The organism is Streptomyces sp. NPDC017095 (assembly GCF_044332325.1).
Lineage (GTDB): Bacteria > Actinomycetota > Actinomycetes > Streptomycetales > Streptomycetaceae > Streptomyces.
This window is the reverse complement of sequence record NZ_JBIROU010000014.1, coordinates 169,075-189,121: the sequence shown is the minus strand read 5'-3', so window position 1 is coordinate 189,121 and position 20,047 is coordinate 169,075. Positions and strand designations below refer to the sequence as shown.

At 73.0% G+C, this 20,047-nt stretch carries 12 protein-coding genes; 3 read left to right on the top strand and 9 right to left on the bottom strand.

What is annotated here, in order from left to right; genetic code table 11:
• Window positions 1-79: 79 nt before the first annotated feature.
• From ACH4OA_RS26455 to ACH4OA_RS26445, 3 genes are all read left to right on the top strand, one after another.
• Window positions 80-2,152, top strand: coding sequence for a LuxR C-terminal-related transcriptional regulator (locus tag ACH4OA_RS26455; protein WP_397971401.1), 2,073 nt, complete (start codon window positions 80-82; stop codon window positions 2,150-2,152).
• Window positions 2,153-2,180: 28 nt separating this feature from the next.
• Complete coding sequence (locus ACH4OA_RS26450; RefSeq protein WP_397947140.1) at window positions 2,181-3,620, top strand: NAD(P)/FAD-dependent oxidoreductase; 1,440 nt, start codon at window positions 2,181-2,183, stop codon at window positions 3,618-3,620.
• Between the two features lie 122 nt (window positions 3,621-3,742).
• Window positions 3,743-4,582, top strand: coding sequence for an alpha/beta fold hydrolase (locus ACH4OA_RS26445; protein WP_397941507.1), 840 nt, complete (start codon window positions 3,743-3,745; stop codon window positions 4,580-4,582).
• 164 nt (window positions 4,583-4,746) lie between these two features.
• Here the strand turns inward: ACH4OA_RS26445 and ACH4OA_RS26440 are convergent, their stop codons facing one another.
• The 9 genes from ACH4OA_RS26440 to ACH4OA_RS26400 all read right to left on the bottom strand — a co-directional run bounded on the left by ACH4OA_RS26440 (window position 4,747) and on the right by ACH4OA_RS26400 (window position 19,995).
• A complete protein-coding gene (locus ACH4OA_RS26440) occupies window positions 4,747-5,673 on the bottom strand; it encodes an SDR family NAD(P)-dependent oxidoreductase (RefSeq protein WP_397941509.1) in 927 nt (308 codons plus the stop codon).
• Window positions 5,670-6,869, bottom strand: a complete 1,200-nt coding sequence (locus ACH4OA_RS26435) for an FAD-dependent monooxygenase (RefSeq protein WP_397947138.1) — start codon at window positions 6,867-6,869, stop codon at window positions 5,670-5,672. The genes ACH4OA_RS26440 and ACH4OA_RS26435 overlap by 4 nt, the downstream gene beginning before the upstream one ends.
• Window positions 6,870-6,897: 28 nt before the next feature.
• Complete coding sequence (locus ACH4OA_RS26430; protein WP_397971431.1) at window positions 6,898-14,124, bottom strand: amino acid adenylation domain-containing protein; 7,227 nt, start codon at window positions 14,122-14,124, stop codon at window positions 6,898-6,900.
• 365 nt (window positions 14,125-14,489) lie between these two features.
• A complete protein-coding gene (locus ACH4OA_RS26425; RefSeq protein WP_397971398.1) occupies window positions 14,490-14,693 on the bottom strand; it encodes a hypothetical protein in 204 nt (67 codons plus the stop codon).
• A gap of 163 nt (window positions 14,694-14,856) precedes the next feature.
• Window positions 14,857-15,285 carry a VOC family protein gene (locus tag ACH4OA_RS26420; protein ID WP_397939596.1) on the bottom strand — a complete coding sequence of 143 codons (429 nt, stop codon included), beginning with the start codon at window positions 15,283-15,285 and terminating at the stop codon, window positions 14,857-14,859.
• Window positions 15,286-15,400: 115 nt separating this feature from the next.
• Entirely contained in the window at window positions 15,401-16,435 is a 1,035-nt protein-coding gene (locus ACH4OA_RS26415; protein WP_397971395.1) for a hypothetical protein, read from the bottom strand.
• A gap of 36 nt (window positions 16,436-16,471) precedes the next feature.
• Window positions 16,472-17,443 (bottom strand): ankyrin repeat domain-containing protein, encoded by a 972-nt coding sequence (locus ACH4OA_RS26410; RefSeq protein ID WP_397971392.1) that lies wholly within the window; start codon window positions 17,441-17,443, stop codon window positions 16,472-16,474.
• Window positions 17,444-17,631: 188 nt separating this feature from the next.
• Window positions 17,632-18,810, bottom strand: coding sequence for a hemopexin repeat-containing protein (locus ACH4OA_RS26405; protein ID WP_397971390.1), 1,179 nt, complete (start codon window positions 18,808-18,810; stop codon window positions 17,632-17,634).
• 96 nt (window positions 18,811-18,906) lie between these two features.
• Window positions 18,907-19,995 (bottom strand): hypothetical protein, encoded by a 1,089-nt coding sequence (locus ACH4OA_RS26400; protein WP_397947126.1) that lies wholly within the window; start codon window positions 19,993-19,995, stop codon window positions 18,907-18,909.
• Between the last annotated feature and the right edge of the window lie 52 nt (window positions 19,996-20,047).

Here is a 20,047-nt window from a genome sequence, read left to right as displayed (position 1 = left end):
CCGGCCCCCGGGCCGGGCGCGGGCCCGACCGTGTCCCGCTTCCCCCGTCATCGCACCGACCTTCCAGGGAGTACCCCGCATGCTCTCGGCACCCGCACCTCTCCTCGACCCCCCGCTGCGCGGCCGCGACCGCGAACTCGCCCGGATCGCCGCCGTGCTGGAAGCCACCCGCCGGGGCGGCACGGCCCTGATCCTCGTCGAGGCGCCGCCCGGCTACGGCAAGACCCGGTTACTGCGCGCCGCCATGGACCTGGCCGAACGGCTGGGCTACAGGGTGACGGGGCCGGGCGGTGCCCTCCAGCCGGTCCCGGGCGCCGCCGGCACCCGGACGGCGGACACCCTCCCCGGCCGCCACGACCCGGCCCCGCCCGTGCCCGGCGCGCCGGTGCTGGTCGTCGTGGACGAACTCCAGGACCTGGACGCGGCGGCCGGCCCCGCGGGGGCGGTCCTCACCGGGCCCGGCGTCCCGCAGGACCGGGTCGTCTGGCTGGCCGCGCTCCGTACCGGCACCGGCCACGACCGGCGCGGTGCCCTGCTCTCGGACCCGCGCCGCCACTACGAGCGCCTGGTCCTCGGCGCGCTCGACGACGCCGCCGCGCTGCGCCTGGCGGCGGACCTGCTGGGCGTGCCGCCCGGCCCGGCGGTGGCCCGGCTGGTGGAGCAGGCCGGCGGCCACCCCCGGCTGCTCACCGAACTGCTGACCGGCATGCGGGAGGAGGGCACCATCCGCGTCGACGCCGGCGAGGCCGAGCTGGCCGGAGTACGGCTGCCGGACCGGGTCCGGGTCCGGCTGCGCACCACCCTCGCCCAGTACTCCCGGGAGTGCCGGCAGTTCCTGAGCGTGGCGGCCGTCCTCGGCACGGAGGTGGAGTACACCGAACTGTCGGCCATGCTCGGCCGGCAGCTGTCGGCGCTGCTGCCGGTCATGGAGGAGGCGTGCGCCACCGGCATGGTGCGGCACGCGGCCGTCCGGCTCGCCTTCCAGAGCGGGCTGATGCGGCAGGCCGTCCAGGACGCGATGCCGGACGCGCTCAAGCGGGTGCTGTACCAGGAGGCGGCGCTGCTGCGGGCGGCCGGCGGCGCCCGGCCCGGCCCGGCCGCCGCGGCGGGCGTCCGTGAGCCCGACGGCGGGGCCGCCGCCCGGGTCGGCGCGGCACACGGACGCGGGTCCGGCCCCCACCGCGCCGGCGGCCGGCTCCCTTCCGGCACCGACCGGGCGGCGCGGCAGCCGAGTCCGGGGGAGTGGACCGGCCGGGAAGGCCCGGCGGGGCCGCCGGGCTCCCCGGGTCCTGGTCCGGCGGGCTGGGCGGGGCCCGTGGCTTCGGCTGCTTCCACGGGCCCGGTGGGCGCTGCGGGTTCGGTGAGTCCGGCCGGTTCCGGGGGCCCGGCGGGTGCGGGGTACGCGGCTCAGCAGCCGTACGCCGCTCAGGCCGCCGTGCAGAACCTGGGGCCGTGGCTCAGCAGGCGGCAGCGGGAGCTGGTGCAGCTGGTGTCGGAGGGCCTGACCAACCGGCAGGCCGCGACCCGGCTCGGGCTCTCGCCCCACACCGTCAACTACCACCTGCGGCGGCTGTTCAAGAGCTACGGCGTGAACTCCCGCATCGACCTGCTGCGGGCGGTCGCGGAACACCACCGCCCACCCGCCGGCCCCGCCACCGCGCCCGGCGCCGGTCCGGCCGACGCCCCGCTCGCGCCCATGCTGCTGGCGCCGCTCCCGACCCGGCCCGTGACGGAGCCGGCGCCGTACCTGCCCGTCCCGCGCACCGCCCGGCCGCCCCTCGCGGACGACCGCACCGGGTCGGCCGGACCGTACGCGTCGGCCCGTCCGTTCGGGTCCGCCGGTTCGTCCGCGTCCGCCGGTCCGTACGCGTCTGCCGGTTCGTCTGCTGCGGCCGGTCCGTTCGCCTCCGCCGGTTCGTCCGCCCGTACCGAGCGGATCGCCACCGATCCGGCCGCCGCTCCCCGTCAGTTCCACCCCACCGGTACGGCCACCGGCACCGATCGGGCCACCGTTACCGACCCGTTCACCGCCGCCGGTCCGGCCACCGCCACCGGCCCGTTCACCGGCACTGGTCCGGCCGTCGGTGCCGGTCCGGTCGAGGAGGCCGGCTCGTCCGGTCCCGAGGCTCCCGCCCGGTGGTCCCGCCCGTGATCCGTTCGTCCACCTCTGGAGACAGCTGATGAACTCCCTGACCCTCCCGGCCTCCTGGCCCGCCCACGCGCCGGCCCCGGCCCGGCGGACCGCCTGGCTGCGCGACGCCTTCGCCGCCGGACCCGACGACGGCAAGTCCCCGGCGCTGGCCGGTGACGTCCGCTGCGACGTGTGCGTGGTCGGCGGCGGCTACACCGGCCTGTGGACCGCCCTGGAGATCCTGCGCCGCGCTCCCGGCACCGACATCGTGCTCATCGACGCCGACGTCTGCGGCGGCGGTGCCAGCGGCGCGAACGCCGGTTACCTGATGCCCATGTGGGCCCGGTTCGACAGCCTGGTCGCCATCAGCGACCACGCCGAGGCCCGCCGGCTGGGCGAGGCGTCCGAGCGGGCCGTGGACGAGATCCTGGACTTCGTCGACGAGCACGGCATCGACGCCGAGTACCGGCGCGGCCCGTGGATGTGGGCGGCCTCGTCCGAGGCGCAGCGCGGCGCCTGGAACTCGACCCTGGAGAACCTGGCCAGGGCCGGGGTGGAACCGCTGCGCGAGCTGAGCCCCGACCAGGCCCGCCGGGCGGTCGGCACCCCGTCCCACTACGGCGCCGTGATCGACCCGCACTGCGCCACGCTCCAGCCGGCCAAACTGGTGCGCGGCATGCGGCGCGTGGCGCTCGACCAGGGCGTACGGATCCACGAGCACACCCCGCTGACCGGGCTCCGGCAGGAACACGGCAGCACGGTCGCGGTGACCCGGCACGCCGAGATCCGCGCGGACAAGGTGGTGCTGGCGATCAACGCCTGGGCCGGGCAGCTGAAGGAACTGGCCGGTCTGATGGTCACCGTGGCCAGTGACACGGTCCTGACCGTGCCCGTGCCGGACCGGCTCGACGCGATCGGCTGGCGGGACGCCACCTCGGTGTGCGACGCCCGCAAGCGTCTGAACTACTACCGCACCACCGCCGACGGCCGGCTGCTCATCGGCAAGGGCGGAGTGGGCCTGGCCCCCGGCAACTCGGGCGCGGACACCATGTGGGGCGGCCCCTTGCGTCCCGGCGAGGTACGGCGCCAGTTCCTCAGGCTCTTCCCGGACCTGCGGGACGTACCGGTGGACATGATGTGGACGGCGCCGGTCGAGTACTCGGTCACGTCCGTCCCGTTCGCCGGCCGGCTGCGCTCCCTGCCGGGCGTGTACTACGCCACCGGCTACTCGGGCGACGGGGTGGGCCCCTCCCGCCTGATGTCCAAGGTCCTGGCCTCGCTGGTGCTGGACACCGACGACGAGTGGTCCGGGTCGGCCCTGGCCCGCACCCCGCGCGGTGCGATACCCGGCGAGCCCGTCCGGTACGCCGGTTCCCGGCTGGCCCTCGCCGCCCAGCGGGCGCTGGAGGGACGCGAGGACCGGGGCGCGTCCGTCCCGGGTCCGGTCAAGCGGCTGCTGTCGGTCGACCCGTCCGCCTTCCGGCGCTGAGGAGGTCCCCGGCCCGTCCGGGCGGGCCGGGACTACCAGTTCGAGTGGTACGGCCGGAAAGAACCCGCCGAAGCGGGCAAACCGCCCGCCCGGCCCGCCGGTGCCCCCGCTACCGTGCGCGGATGACGACCTCTCAGTACTCCGCGCCCGCCCCCCTGGTCCTGGGCTCGGGACCGGCCGTGGTCCTGGCACACGGCGCCGGCAGCGACGTACGGGACAGCTACGGCCCCGTCCTCGACGCGCTCGCCCGGCGGCACACGGTCATCGGCCCGGACTATCCCGGCTCGGGCGACACCCCGCTCCCGGACGGCCCCCTGTCCCTCGACGCCCTCGCCGACCACGTGGTGGCGGCCGGGGTCCGGGCGGGCGCGGAGACGTTCGCCGTGGCGGGCTTCTCGATGGGCACGACCGTCGCCGTGCGGGCGGCGGTACGGCATCCCGGGCGGGTGACCGCGCTCGTCCTGTCCTCCGGGTTCGCCCGGCCCAACGCCCGGCTGCGCCTGGTCGTCGACGTCTGGCGGGCGCTCGGCCGGACGTCGGACAGCCGTACCCTCGCGGCCTATCTGTCCCTGGTGGTCGGCGGCGCGAGCTGGCTGGACGAGCGGACCCCGGAGGAACTGGAGGAGCAGCTCGCCGCGTTCGCGGCCGGCCTCCCGCCCGGCACGGACCGGCAGCTCGAACTGTTCGAGACCATCGACGTGTCGGCGGACCTGCCCGCGGTCCGGGTGCCCACGCTGGTCGTCTCGCCGGTGGAGGACGTCCTCACCACCCCGGCGCACTCCCGAGAGCTGGCCGACGGCATCCCCGGCGCCGAGCTGGCCACGCTGGAGTGCGGCCACGCCATCGCCGCGGAGCAGCCGGCCGAGTGGGCCGCGCTGATCACCGGCTTCCTGTCCCGCACCACCGCCCCGGACTCCCACACGGCGCCGGTCACCGGGACCCCCGGGCCCGGTCGCCCCTGACTCGTCCTCCGCCACCCGGCCGGCCGGACCCCGGTTTCGCGCACCGGCCGGTCCGCGACCGGCCGCCTGCCCGCGGGTCCGGAAAACACCGAGAGCGCCGGGATCACCGGCGCTCTCGGCACAGGGGGCGAGGGGAAGCTCCGCACAGGGGCGGAGGAGAACCCTCAGCCGGTCAGCGGACGCAGGTAGCGGTCCAGGAGCCGGTCCGGCAGCAGCCGGGCCAGCACCGCCAGCCTGCGGACGTCCGGGCCGACCCGGTAGCGGGTCCGGGGCCGGGGCGCGGCGAGCGCGCGGGCGACCGCGCGCGCCATGTCCTCCGGAGTGGTCCGGCTCTCCTCGGCGCCCCGCTCGTTGCCGAGGAGGAACCGCGTGAACCGGTCCTGGTACAGCGCGGCCACCTCAGGGCTGGTGTGGCGCAGCGCCTCCTGGGCCACCTCGCCCACCTTGCCCCAGATCGGCGTGCTGATCGCGCCGGGCTGTACGACGCTCACCGACACGCCGAAGCCGCTCAGCTCGCGGCGCAGCACGTCGCTCAGCGCCTCCTTGGCGTACTGGGCGGCGGCGTACGCCCCGAGGTACGGCAGCGCCACCGTGCCCAGACCCGAGGTGACGTTGACGATCCGGCCCCGGGAGCGGCGCAGCTGCGGCAGGAACTCCTGGGTGACGGCGAGCTGGCCCACCACGTTGGTCTCCAGCTGCCAGCGCAGCCGGTCCGCCGGTACGCACTCCAGCGGGGCCGAGACGCAGACGCCCGCGTTGTTGACCAGGCCCCACAGGTTCCCGCCGTCGCCCAGCCGCTCGGCGACGTGCCCCGCCGCCGAGCGGACCGACTCCGCGTCGGTGACGTCGATCCGCACCGCCTCGACCCGGCCGTGCCCGGACGCCCGCACCAGTTCGTCGCCGTCGGTGTCCCGGCGTACCCCCGCGAACACCCGGTAGCCCAGCCGCTCCAGATGCAGCGCGGTGGCCCGGCCGAGCCCGCTGGACGCCCCGGTGACCAGGACCGCGCGGCCGAGCGGCACCACCGGGGCGGGCCCGGGCCCGGGGTCCGTCCGCGGACCCCGGGCGACCGGTGTGCTCGCCGCGGTCATCGGCTGCCTTCGGGCACCGCGGCCGTGAGCGCGGGCTGCTCCAGCGTGAAGGTGAGCGCCTGTTCGAGGGTGGCGGTCAGTTTCCGGTCCGGCATGAACCGGAAGTAGGCGTCCCGGACCGGCCGGCGCACCGGGTTCTCCGACTGCTCGAAGTCGCTGACCGAGCGGGAGGCCGCCACCATGGCCCGGGTGCGCTCGCGGCGGTCGTCCTCGTACGCCCGCAGCGCCGCCGGTATGTCCGTGGCGTCCCGCAGCCGGTGGGAGAGGACCGCCGCGTCCTCGATCGCCATGCCCGAACCCTGGCCCAGACTGGTGAGCATGGGGTGCGCGGCGTCACCGAGCAGGGTGACCGGGCCCTGGCCCCAGCGCTCCAGGAACACCCGGTCGCGCGAGGGCACGGCCAGGATGTCGGCCTCGGGGGTGACGGCGATGGCCTGCTCGACCTCGTCCGCCCAGCCGGCGAACGCCCGCGCCACCTCCTCCTTGCCGCCGCGCCAGTTGTGCGAACGCGCGGTGGGCATGTTCTTCGTGCCCCACCAGTACAGGGTCCCGCCGCCCATGTCGACCAGGCCGAACCGCTGGCCGCTGCCCCAGTAGTGGGTGACCGAGCCAGGCGTGAAGCGCGGATGGCTGAACGGTGTCAGGGCCAGCCAGACGATGTAGCCGCTGTCCCGGGACTTCTCGGGTCCGACCAGTTGCCGCCGGATCGCGGACTGGAAGCCGTCGGCGCCGATCAGCACGTCACCGTGGGCCTCTCGGCCGTCGGTGAAGCGGACGGTGACCGCGCCGGAGACGGGATCGGTGACGAACTCCCGGGCGGTGACGCCCAGGTTGACGGACACGCCGTCGGTGGCCTCCAGCAGCGCCTGCTGGAGCGCGGAGCGGGTGATCAGCACACTCGGCACGCCCAGCCGGCGGATGATCGACGGGAACGGGAACTCCCTGATCAGCCGGCCGCGCGGGGTGCGCACATGGTAGGACTCCAGGACCTGGCCGCGCTTTTCCAGATTGAGGTCGAGCCCGATGGAGCGCAGCGCTCCGATGGCGTTGCTCATCACCGACAGCCCGGACCCGGCCGCCCGCAGCTCCGCGGCCCGCTCGTAGACCTCGACTTCCCAGCCGGCGTTCCGCAGTGCGGCGGCGGCGGTCAGGCCGCCGATCCCCGCTCCGATGACGAGGGCCTTGCGCCTGCTCATTGCGCTTCCTCCGGTTTCCGCTGTCATCTCACTCCCCGATCAGTTCGTCGACCACTCGGGCGACGTGCGCGATGTGCGGCTCTTCCATGATGGTCAGGTGGTCGCCGGGCACGTCGATCACCGTCAGCTCGCCGCTGGTCCGTTCGCGCCAGCCGTTGGTGGGGTCACGGTGCATGGACTGGATCGCGGTGTGCATGGTGTCCAGCACCTCGGGCAGCGGCTCGCTGGCGTGGATGAGGACCATGTCCTGGTCCACCACGTCGGGCCGGTAGGCGAACGCCGCCCGCCAGTTCGCCTCGTACACCTGGAACAGCCGGTGGACGACCGCTCCGGTGGCCCCGGGCGGCAGCACGCCCTCGTCCACGGCGAGCTGGGCGATGAAGTCGAACTTCTCCTCCAGCGTGGTCAGTTCCGCGGGGATCACCTCCTCCGGCGAGTCACCGCCGCGCCGCAGCCACAGCAGTTCCCAGAAGAACCAGCTCAGCAGCGCGTCGTCGCTGGTGCGCAGCCGGCGGCCCGGGTTCAGGGCGGTGGTGTCCAGCAGCACCAGACGGCCCACCTCCTGCCCCTGGGCGCGCAGTTGCCGGGCCATCTCGAAGGCCACGAAGCCGCCGAAGGACCAGCCGCCGATCAGGTACGGCCCCTCGGGCTGGACCTCGCGGATACGCGCCACATAGCTCGCGGCGATCTCCGGGACGCCGTGCAGCGGTTCGGTGCCCGCGTCGACGCCCGCCGCCTGGAGGGCGTAGAACGGCCGGCCGGCCGGCAGATGGGAGGCGAACCGGATGTAGCACAGCACGTTGCCGCCCATCGGGTGGACGAAGAACAGCGGGCGTTCGTCCCCCTCCTTCCGGATCGGCACCAGCGGGTCGAACCCGGCCACGGTGCCGCCGGCCCGCAGCCGGGCCGCCAGCTCGGCGACCGTGGGCGCGGCGACGAACTCCGACAGCGGCACGGCCGTGCCGTAGCGCTGCTCGATCAGCACCACCAGCCGCATCGCGGTCAGGGAGGTGGCGCCGAGCGCGAAGATGTCGTCGTGCACGCCGAGCCGGTCCACGCCCAGCAGTTCGCGCAGGATCTCGACCAGGACCGTCTCGTACGCGTCGCGGGGCGCGGTGACGTCCCGGGAACCGCCCGTGGCGGTCAGGGGTATCTCGCGCAGGGTCTTGTCGTCGCGCTTGCCGCTCGGGGTGAGCGGCAGCGCGTCCAGCCACTGGAAGTGCGAGGGCACCAGATAGTCCGGGAGCGCCGAGCGCAACTGCTTGACCAGGCCCGGCAGGTCGGTCCCGTCCGGGTCGCCGACCAGGAAGGCGGCGAGGAACGAGTCGTTGCCGTCCCGGCGCCGGGCGACCACCGCCGCCTCCGTCAGCCCCGGGTGGTCACCGGCGAACCGGGTGATGGCCAGCTCCACCTCGGCCGGCTCCACCCGGTAACCGCGCACCTTCACCTGGGAGTCGGACCGTCCGGTGCACACCACCGAGCCGTCCGGCAGCAGGTAGCCGAGGTCGCCGGTGCGGTACAGCCGCTCGCCCGGAGCGCCGGGCCGGGGCACGAACCGCTCGTCGGTCAGGTCCGGGCGGCCCGCGTAGCCGAGGGCCAGGCAGACGCCGCCGAGATGGATCTCGCCGGTGACACCGGGCGGCACCGGACGCATCCGCGCGTCCAGCACCAGCACCTCGGCCCCGTCGACCGGCGTGCCGATCGGCGGCAGCGGCGGGAAGGCCGCCGGGTCCCCGGTCATCGTGTGCCGCGTCACCACATGGGACTCGGTGGGCCCGTACTGGTTCTCCAGAATCACCCCGGGCAGCGCGGCGCACAGCGCGCGGATCTCCTCGGTGACCCTCAGCTGCTCACCGGAGGAGAGGATCGCCTTGAGCGAGCCGGGCACGGTGCCCAGGGCGTGCGCCGCCTCGGCGAGCTGCTGGAGGGCGACGTAGGGCAGGTAGAGCCGTTCCACCCGCTCCTGGTCGAGCAGCCGCAGCAGGGCGGGCAGATCACGGCGCTGCTCCTCGGACAGCAGCAGCAGGGTGCCCCCGCCGCACAGCGTGGAGAAGACCTCCTGGAACGAGACGTCGAAGCTCAGCGGCGCGTACTGCGCCGTCACCCCGCCCGCGACACCGCTGGGTTCGGCGTTCTGCCAGGCGACCAGGTTGGCCAGCGCCCGGTGCGGCATCTCCACGCCCTTGGGCGTGCCGGTGGAGCCGGAGGTGAACAGCAGGTACGCCACGGACGCCGGGTCCAGGGCGGCCGGCGGCCGGCCCTCGGCGGCCGCGCCGTCCGCCGCGTCCAGCAGCGCGGTGGCCCGGACGACCGGCTTGCCCCGGCCGCTGCCGAGCCGCTGGGTGAGGTGGGCGGCGTCGGTCTCGGTGGTGGCGTGGGTGACCACGGCCACCGGGTCGGCCTGCTCCAGCATGGCCGCGATCCGCTCGCGCGGATAGGCGGTGTCCAGCGGCACGGTGGCGGCGCCCGCCTTCAGCACACCGAGCAGGACGGCGACCGTCTCCGGTGAGCGCTCCATGGCGACGGCCACCCGGGCGCCGGGCCGCGCGCCCAGCGCGGTCAGCCGCCGGGCGGCCCGGTCGGCCGCGTCCGCCAGCTCGGCGTAGGTCCAGCGCCGGTCGCCGTGGACCAGCGCGATCGCGTCGGGGGAGCCGGCGGCCCGCTCCTCGAAGGCGCGCACCACGTCGGGCACGGGCCGGGCCGCCGGGACCGGTCCCAGGGGCTCGGCGAGGAAACCGAAGTCCACCGGCTCCTCGCCGTGCCCGACGACCCGCTCCAGGATGCCGGTGAAGGCCCGCCCGTGCAGCTCGGCCTGGCTCTCGGTGAACAGCCGGCCCTGGTAGTCCATGCGCAGCCAGATCCCGCCGCCGCCGGGTTCGGTGACGGCGTTGACCAGCAGCGCGAAGTTGGTCTCCTCCCAGGTCCGGAAGTCCAGCGAGCGGATGCCGGGCAGCGCGAACACCTCGGCGAGCTGGTGGAAGTGGATGTAGTTGAACGCCGTGTCCAGGACGCCGTGTCCCAGGTCCTCCTGGATCGCGCTGAGCGGATAGCGGCGGTACGGGTGACCGGTCTGCTCCTGCCGGAACGCCTCCCGTACGGCGTCGAGCCAGCTGTCCGGGGTGCCGGTCACCCGGACCGGCACGGTGTTCAGGAAGAGCCCGGTGGCCCGCTCGGCGTCCGCCAGCTCCGGCCGGCCGTGCGAGACCAGACCGGTGACCAGGTCGTCCTGGCCGGAGAACAGCCGCAGCGTCAGCAGGTGCACGGCCAGCAGCACGGACTTCACCGGCACGGTGTGGGTGCGGGAGAACTCCCGCACGGCCTCGGTGAGCGAGGCGGGCAGGTCCAGCCGGCGGGTGATCTGCTCCCCGCTGCCGGGCGCCTCGTGCGGCCGGAACCCGGCCAGCTGGAGCTGCGGCGCCCCGGCGAGGTAACCGGCCCAGTGCTCCCGGGCCTCGGCCGAGCCCAACGCCCGCCGCTCGGCCAGCAGATGATGGGCGGCCATCGCCTCCGGGGCGTCCGGGACGGCCTTGATCGGCTCGCCCAGCAGGTGGGCGTAGTCCTGGAGGAGTTCCCGCATCAGCGTGGCGACGCTGCCGCCGTCCAGGATGGCGTGGTGGAAGCTGAGCACCAGCTCCGCACTGGCCGGCAGCACATGGACGCGCAGGTGGTGCAGCGGGGCGCGCTCGACGTCGTAGGGATGGCGGCGGCGCTCCTCGATGTGCGCCTCGATGACCTTCTCCGCCTCCTCGGCCGGAACGTCCCGCAGGTCCGCGATCTCCAGCGCGCCCTCCACCGTGGCGTCCACGATCTGCAGCGGCTCGGCGCGACCGCCGAGGTCGAAGGAGGAGCGCAACGCCGGGTGCCGGGCCAGCAGCAGCCGGTGGGCGGTGGCGAACGCCTCCGGGTCCCAGGCGGCGAACGCGAAGCTGTAGCGGAAGACGTCCCGGTACATCCCCGAGTCCGGCTCGACCCGGCTGTGGAAGAGCATGCCGAGCTGGAGCCGGTTGGCCGGCCAGGCGTCCTCGTGCTCCTCGAGCCCGGCCCGGTCCACCCCGGAGACCAGCGCGAACGGCTCCAGGACCGGCTGCTCGGCCGGGCCGCCGGCCGTGGTCAGCGGCGCCAGCGCGGCCACGGTGGGGTTGCGGACGAGGTCGCTGAGGTCGAAGGGGTAGCCGCGGCGCTCGGCCAGGGCCCGCACCCGCAGCATCAGGATCGAGTCGCCGCCGAGCGCGAAGTAGTCGTCGTACACGCCGACCCGCTCCGCCCCGAGGACCTCGGCCCACACCTCGGCCAAGGCGGTCTCGGCGGCGTTGCGGGGCTCGGTGTGGGCGGGCCGGTCGTGCGTCGCGGAGGGGGCGGGCAGGGCCCGCCGGTCCGCCTTGCCGTTGGGCGTCAGCGGTACGGCGGCGATCCGCACGAACACCGCCGGGATCATGAACTCCGGCAGGCTGTGCGCGAGTTCGTGCCGCAGCGCCACCGGGTCGCGCTCCTCGTCCGCGACGTAGTAGCCGACCAGCCGGGTGCCGAGCGCGGGACTGTGGTGGTCCACCACCACGGCGTCGCGGATGCCGGGCAGCGACGCCAGGGCGTTCTGCACCTCGCCCAGCTCCACCCGGTTGCCCCGGACCTTCACCTGGCCGTCGATCCGGCCCAGGTACTCGATCTCGCCGTTCGCCAGCAGCCGGGCGAGGTCACCCGTGCGGTACAGCCGGCCGCCCGGCGCGAACGGGTCCTCGGTGAACTTCTCGGCGGTCAGCTCCGGCCGCTCCAGGTAGCCACGGGCCACCTGGACACCGCCGATGCACAGTTCACCGGGCACTCCGACGGGCTGCGGCGCGCCGTACGGATCGAGCACCCGCAGCGCGGTGTTGGCGACCGGACGGCCGATCGGCACCCGCCGCACCGGCTGTCCGGGGACGGTGGGGCAGTCGTGGTACGAGACGTCCACGGTGGCCTCGGTGGGCCCGTACAGGTTGGTCAGCGCCGGGCCGCCGGGCCGGGCGCCCAGCACCCGGGCGAACTGCTCGACCCGGGCGGCGGGCAGCGCCTCGCCGCTGCAGAACACCTGCCGCAGGCTCGCCGCCTGCGCGACCAGCGCGGGTTCCGCCTCCAGCAGGTCGAGGAAGGGGCCCAGCATGGACGGCACGAAGTGCAGCACGCTGACCCCGCGGTCCGCGATGGTGCGCAGCAGCACCCGGGGGTCGCGTTCGCCGCCCACCGGCAGCAGCGCCAGCCCCGCGCCCTCCACCGCCCACCAGAACAGCTCCCACACCGACACGTCGAAGGAGACCGGCGTCTTCTGCAGCAGGATGTCACCGGCGCCGACCGGGTACCGGGCCTGCATCCACGCCAGCCGGTTGACCACCGAGTGGTGCTCGACCATGACGCCCTTGGGCCGGCCGGTGGAGCCGGAGGTGTAGATGACGTACGCCAGGTCCCGCGGCCCGGCCACCGGTTCCGGCCGGCCGGTCGGCCCCTCGCCGACCGCCCGGCGCGCATCGAGCACGGGCACCCCGGCCGGGACGTCCGGCTCGGGCGCTCCGGGGCCGGTGAGCACGGCCCGGGCCCGGCTGTCCTGGAGCAGGAAGGCGATCCGCTCGGCCGGGTAGGCGGGATCGACGGGCACATAGGCGGCCCCCGACTTCAGCACGCCGAGCAGCGCCGGCACGGTGAGCGGCCCGCGCTCCAGCAGTACGGCGACCCGGTCGCCGGCGGTGACGCCCTCGGCCCGCAGCGCGTGCGCGACGCGGTTGGCGCGGGCCTCCAGCTCGGCGAAGGTCAGCTCGCCGCCGTCGGCCGCGGTCACGGCCACCCGGTCCGGGGTGCGCGCGGCCTGCTCCTCGAACAGCCCGTGCACCGTGGCGTCGGAGCGGTACGCGACCTCGGGGCCCTGCTGCAACCCGGCCAGCCGGTCCCGTTCGGCCGCGGTGAGCACCGGCAGCGCCGCCGCCGGCAGCCCGGGTTCGTCGAGCCCGGCTTCGGCCAGGGTCGTCAGGTGGCCGGCGACCGCCTCGATCGGGAAGTCGGCGTCGAACACGTCCGTCGCGTAGTCCAGTTCGATCCGCAGGTCGGCGTCGTCGTCGAACGCCTGGATCAGCACGGAGAGCGCGTCCTGCTCATGGACCGGAGCCGTGATCACCGCGTCCCGCGCCACGTCCGCCGGCGTCTCGGGGCGCGGTCCGCGCAGGTAGGACACCACCACGTCGAACAGCTGCCGGGAACCCGCCGCGTCCGCCGGCAGGTCGCGCAGTACGTCGCCGAGGGCCAGCCGCTCGTGCTCCCGCACCGCGTTCGCCCGCTCCCGCACCAGGCCGGCCAGCTCCCGCAGCGTGACCTTGTCGCTCACCGGCACGCGCAGCGGCAGGTTGTTGGCGAACTGCCCGGCGGTGACGCGCTCGTCGTCGGTGAGCCGGTTGAGGAACGGCACCCCGAGGACGATCTCCTCCGAGCGGTGCACCCGGGACAGGTAGGCCGCGAACACGGCGGTGAGGTACGCGAACGGGGACGAGCCGCCCGCCCTGATGCGGGCGACCAGATCACCGCCGAGCGTGAACGTGTGGTGCCCGCGCCGCGCGGCGTCGGCCGGGCGGTCGGGGACACGCTGGAAGAGCACCGGGGCCACTGCGTCGAGCGCGGTCCGGTGGAACGCCCGTGCCGCCTCCCGCTCCGGTGACTGCCGGTAGGCCGCGTCGACGGCGACGAAGTCCCGGTACGAGGGCGCGTCCCCGGGACCGGCGCCGTCCGCCGTGTCCGAGGTCAGCCGGGTGTACTCGGCCCAGGTCTCGCGGCTGACCTGGTTGAGCGTCCAGGCGTCGACGACCAGGTGGTGTGCGCCGAGGTGCAGGTGCAGCACCTCGGCGCTCTCCCGTACCACCGTCGCGCGGAACAGTGGGGCGTCCCGCAGTGGGAACGGCCGGACGAAGGCACGCTCCCGCCAGGACTCCCAGGCACGCTCCGGCTCCGCCTCCCCGGACAGGTCCACCCAGTCCACGAGCGCCTCGGGGGCGTCGGAGGGGCTCGGGCTGTCCGCCGGCCACTGGTAGGGGACACCGTCGCGCTCGCCGAACCGCAGCCGGAAGGCGTCGTGCCGGGCCAGCGTCCGGGCGAGCGCCGTACGCAGCGCCGCCGCGTCCGCCGGCCCGGTGATCCTCTCCTCGATCACGACATTGAACTGAGGACTGTTCGGTGTCTGGGATTCGGCCGCCCAGATATCATGCTGGTACGACGTGAGCGGAAAATCGCGGCATGCAGCCACAACGATTCCTTTCTCTTTCCTGAGTCTCTTTCCCGAGCGAATGAGAAGATCCACGGGAAATGAATTCCGGACACCGGTAGCCCAAAACGTAATGACGTGATCACGATAGGTGTGGATACCGCCGCGCGACTACTGCGTGCGTGGGTAGCCGCCCCTACTCACTTGAGTCGGCAACGAGTGGTGAGCCGTCCTGGCCAGCACTTTCCCGACCTCACGTCCCGGCCACACGCAAACGACCCGCCTCCACGAAATGGGAAGACGGGTCGCTTTGTACCGACGGAGGGCCGATTACCGTGAGGCTCGCCACCCCACGGAGCCGGCCGCGGAAAGAATTCTGTGCGAACCGCTGTATGTGCGCGGCCCGCTTAGACCGGGGCGACGACCAGGCTGGCGGTTCCGTTGGTGCTCTGAAGACCGGTCGTGGCGCAGGCGGTCAGGCTCAGCTGGGGCTCCACGACGAATTTGGTGACGGCGCTGCCCTGGCCGAAACCGGAGGTGACCGACCCCAGGGCGGTGACCACGGCCGAGCCGCCGGCCGCCCGCGCCGCCGTGGTGCCGCCATAGGTCACGGTGCTGGCCCGCTCCGGCGCACCGGCGTGCCAGGGTCCACACCCCGTGCGCGGCCCCTGCCCCGCCGCCTGCCCGTTCCTCCGGCTGGTCACGCCCGCGGGCCGTCCCGTGACGGCCGATCCCGAGGGCGTGACCCCGCTGCCCGGGCAGCGGTTCACACGCTCAGTCGAGGCAGAACTCGTTGCCCTCGATGTCCAGCATCGGGATGCACGCGTCGTTGCCGTCGTACAGCGTCTGCACGTGTACCGCGCCGAGCGGGATCAGCCGTGCGCATTCGGCCTCGAGTGCGGCGAGGCGCTCTTCGCCCACGAGTCCGGTGCCGACCCGGACGTCGAGGTGCACCCGGTTCTTGACAACCTTGCCTTCGGGGACGCGCTGGAAGTACAGCCGCGGGCCCACTCCCGAGGGGTCGACGCAGGCGAACCATGCGTCCCGCTGCTCGGGAGGCTGCGCACGCCGGTAGTCATCCCACGTGGCGAAGCCCTCCGGCGGCGGCGGTACGACGTACCCGAGCACCTCGCACCAGAAGCGGGCGAGGCGCTCGGGTTCCGCGCAGTCGAAGGTGACCTGGAACTTTTTGATCGCTGACATCGGTGCACCGTACCGCCCACCGCCAGGACCCTGCCGCTCCTTTTCCGGAGCACACCCGCCCGCCGTCCCGCCCGCCCCCGGCCGCCTCGTCCTCACGCCGGACCGCCACCGGCCGTCAGGATCCGGCGGGCGTCCGCCGGGCCCGGGCCCGGTCGTGTCCCCACATGACCGCCCCCACCAGCACGGCCGCCCCCAGCCCGTACACCGGCAGCCACAGGGTCGTCGTGGCCGCCAGGCACTCGGCGACGGCCCTGCGGGCCTGGACCTCCTGTGTGAACGCCAGGGCGGCACCGTCGCCGCCGGCCAGGTTCCCCAGCGCGGCCTGGAGGATGAGGGGAACCTCGAATTCGCCCTGCGGCAGTCCGAGCCGCTCCTCGGCGGGATCAGTGATGAGGTAGAGACCGGCAAGGCCCGCATAGACGTTGAGGCTGGTCATTCCCATGCCGTGATCGTGGTACCAGAGCAGGGACGCGCGTTCGTGGTTGGTGTAGGCGGCGATCGCCTCGTTGCGTGCGACCCGGCCCGGGTCCAGGGTGGTGTAGGCCTCGGCGTGGAAGCCGTCCGGGCTGAACGACTGCAGCGGCGGCCCGTCGGACTGGGGCGCTGTGTAACCGCCGTGCTGGTGGACGACGTTCCACACGCTGATGTGCGCGGGGAAGGGCGCTTTGCTCTTGTAGGGCGGGGGAGCCGTCGGGGTGAGCTGCGGGTCCCCCTTGCGGATCCGGTCGATCACGGACTGGAACATATGGGTGGTCGGCAGTTGGTTGCGGTACTTGACGACCGTCGGGTGGTCCTTGGGCACGCTGATGGTCGGCCCGAGGTAACCCATGCCGATCGGCTTGTGCCGGTCGTGCGGGTTCGCGGCCCAGTACCCCCATACGGTGGCCGGCCCGAGATCCCGGTGGAAGCGCCACGAACCCTGCCGCATCGTGATCTCGTAGTAGTCGGCCCCCGGATAGACGGAACGATCGGGGATGGCCGTCACCGGCCGGGGCAGCGGATCGACGTACTTCTCCAGCGCGGGGGTGCGCGGCACCGAGCTGTCCGCGGCACCCATCTCGTGGCCCGTCCCGTGCCCCGCGGACGCCGTGCCCGTGTCCTCCGAGCATCCCGCGGACAGCACGGCCGCACTCCCCATGACACCGGTCACGACGAACTCCCTTCGCCCGACCATGGTCTGTTCGGGTCACTCACTCCAGTAGTCGCGTCGGGGCAGTTCCACCCAGACATCCGGAGGCCCGGCCACGGCACGTCCGTCGGTCGGACGCAGTCCTGCGAAGGCACAGGAGTAGGCCACGGCGTTGTGCTGGTAGAGGTACGAAGCCAGCACTTCCTCGGAGGTGTCGTTCTCGTACGGTCCCCCGCCCGGGTGCAGATCCCAGCCCTCGATGTGCCCCTCGCGGGCGATGCTGCCTTGGTTGCCGCTCTTGGGATTGGCGTACAAGCCGTAGCAGAAGGTGTCGGCGGACAGCCGGGTCAGCACGCCCGGCATCTGCGGCGCGTATCCCCAGGGCTGCGTCACGACGCAGCCGCCCGGCACGGAGGTCACGCCGATGATCCGCAAGCTCTCGTCCATGTCGTACTCGTACGGATCTTCCAGCAGTTCCTCGATGACTTCGCCCTTCACCGGCGCCGCCTCCAGCCGGCGCACCGCCTCGGCCGCGTCGATGCCGGCCACGCAGGCCAGCCCCGTACCGTCATAGTGGAAGGTGCCCAATGCCGTGGTGAGCCGATCGGCCTCTTGCGCTGCCGCACGCTCCCTGACGGTCAGCCGCACCCCTTCCGGCACCGGGAACAGGTCGGGCGTCGGCCCGGCCAGACTCAGCCGCCCGGGCGACCACCCGCCGAGCGACAGCCGCCAAGGGTCGGCCCCGGCAGCGACGAGGGCCCGTGCGTTCTCCGGCTTCCTGGACACGACGGCCTCCCAGAGCGCCGTCACGCCGTTCTCCACCGCGTCCACCTCCACGACTCGGCCGGCCAACTCGGCGACGACCTCGCGGGACCCGAACGCGGCTGCGCGGTGCAGAGGCCGGCCCCCGCTCCCCTTCTCTGGATCGGCACCTTCGCCGAGGCGCCGTCGCACGTCGTCGGCATCCGTCCAGTCCCAGCCCATACCGGCCCAGCCGTCACTCGCTGCTGACACTTTCCCCTCCGCCATGTCGCACGCTTTCGCTCCAAGTTGGCATACGGCACTGACACCGGGGACCGGCCCACGCGCGGCTCTTGAGGTCCTTCTCCTTGGGTTGCACTTGGGTGTCCCGCGGTGTGTGGTGGCCGTCCTTCACGGCGGTGGCCGCCTTTCGCCGGCCCGCCGTCGCCGTTTCGGCGCCATGCCCCGGCGTCGGTTCAGCCGAGGATCGTGGAGATGTCGATCGCGCCGGGGTCCCAGTGGGACTCTCCCGGCACGTGCTGATGGCCGCACCAGCCCGAGAACCGCTTCCACTCGTCGACCGACATCCTGTTACCGGGAGTGGCGTTCACGCCGCCGGCGTCCAAGAAGGTACGTCCCGACGTGCGCGGGATCGGCACGAGTGTGTCGATCTGCTGGACGACGTCCCGGATGAAGGCCAGCTGTTCGGGTGCCCAGGTCGGGGTCTGGGCTGCGAAGCCGACGATCTCGACTTGGACACAGCGGGCCGCGTTCTCCGCGGTGGCGCTGTCCGAGAGTGCTCGTGCGCCCGTGTTGAGGGGCAGGTGCTGGATCACGCGGAGAGTGTTCGGCTCGATCGTCACCGTCGGCCAGAAGTTGGTGGCCCGGAATTCCTGCAGTGCCCCGTCGACACCTGCCCCTTCGGTGGTGTGCAGGACACCGCGCCAGGGGAGGGCGAGGTAGCGGGGGCCGTTCTTGGCCGCCGGGAGACGTTCGGCGTCCGGCAGCCACACCTGGCGGCCGTCGAAGAGGTCGGTGCCGGCCCGGATGCCCGAACCGAACCCCGCCTCCGCGAGGCCGGGCCACTGGCCGGCGATCGGCAGCGGATAGCCGTCGTCGACCCGGTCGCCGGCGATGTCGTACCGGACGTAGTTGCCGTCCTTGAAGAAGAACACTTTGCCGTTCCCCCAGTTCACCGCCGCGTCCAGCCCTGTACCGAAGCCCGCGGCCGCCATGCCGGTCCAGGTGTCGGCGATCCGCTTCGGGTAGTCGGGATCGGCTGTTCCGGCCGTGATGTCGTACCGGACGTAGCTGTCACCCCGGAAGAAGTAGGCCTTGCCGTTCCCCCAGTTGACCGCGGCGTCGATGCCGGGGCCGAGGCTGCCGAGGCCGGGCCACTGGTCGGCGATGGAGAGCGGGTAGCCGTCGTCGACCTGGTCGGCCGTGATGTCGTACCGGATGTACGTGTCCGCCTTGAAGATGTACAGCTTGCCGTCCTCCAGGTTGAGGGCGGCGTCGGGCTGGTCGAACCCGCTCTCGGCCAGCTTCTTCCAGTTCCCCGCTACGGGAAGGGGATAGCCGTCGTCGGTGGCGTCGACCGCGCGGTCGTAGCGTGCGTACTGGCCGTTCTTGAAGAAGTAGACCTTGGTGCCCATGATGTGGCCGTCCTCTCGGGTGCGCCCGTGTGCACGTGAGGTGTGTGCGGCGGGCGGGTGTCGCGGGCGGCGCAGTCGATCCCGGACGTTCCTCGGTCAGGGGATGCCGAGGAAATTCATGAGGGTCCGGCGCACCATGAACGACATCGCGTTGTGCCGGTCGTTCAGATTGGGCAGGTTCTGCCACACGACGATGAATTGCCGACCGGTGTCGTCGTGAGAGAGGAGGGTCGCCTCGGAGGCGACGACGCCACCCGCCAGGAGACCGCCCAGCCCGATCTTGCTATGAGTGATCGTGAAGCCCGAGCCGATTCCGCTGATGCCTGGCCGTGCTCCCGTCGTCATGAAAGAGCGGTCGCCGACGGACTGGGCGTCGAAGAGCAGGTCACGCATGTCCGACGCGATGCCGTCGACGCTGCGCGAGTCCAGCGTCGAGCCCTCGACGAGCAGGGCGAGAAACCGTGCCATGTCGATGGTCGTGGTCGCCTGCGCGGAGGGCCCGTCATTGACGGACGGCACCCGTACGGGAGGAAAGGCGCCGGTGAACGTCCCGGCCAGCCAGATGCCCTGATCCGTATTCTGGTCGAAGAGTCCCGCCTTGGACAGCAGTCCGTTGATCCAGCTGTATCCGAGTGCTTGGATCGAGGTGGAGGCTTGGTCGTTGTTGCTGGGTACGATCATGCCCCGAACGGCGGCCGCGTAGGCAGTGCTGAACGACATCGAGCAGCCGCCGCTCGCGAGACCTTGCGGTGGCCCGAAGATCTTGGGGTACTTGGGGACCCGCATGGAATCGGTGATACCTGCTTCGGTCAGGAACCGTGGGGCGGCATTCCGTATATTTTGATCGAATGCGGCCTGCAAGTCGGCGAATACCACGGCGGAAGCGCAGGAGCCTTCGGTGAGTGCGAAATCGTTGGCACTCTGCCGCAGTTCGAAAGCGGCAAGCATGGCCGCGACCTTCAACATGCTGCCTGAAAAATGCATCTCCGTGTCACGGAAACCCGCGTAGGAGAAGGAAGGGGAAGCAGTTGTCGGGTCGTTCACCGCCGCCACCGAAAGGGGGGAATCCAGGTTCACCCCCGACGCCGGGAAGGTAACGGCCGTCTGTGCCTGCGCTGCTGTCAACGCCGCAGCCATTCCTAAGTCCGGCGTCAGCAGGTCCGGGAAGGGATCGGGGAAGAGCATATAAGCCTCCTTGCCCGTGCGCATCACCAGCCTAGTGGCGGCTCGGCCGGTC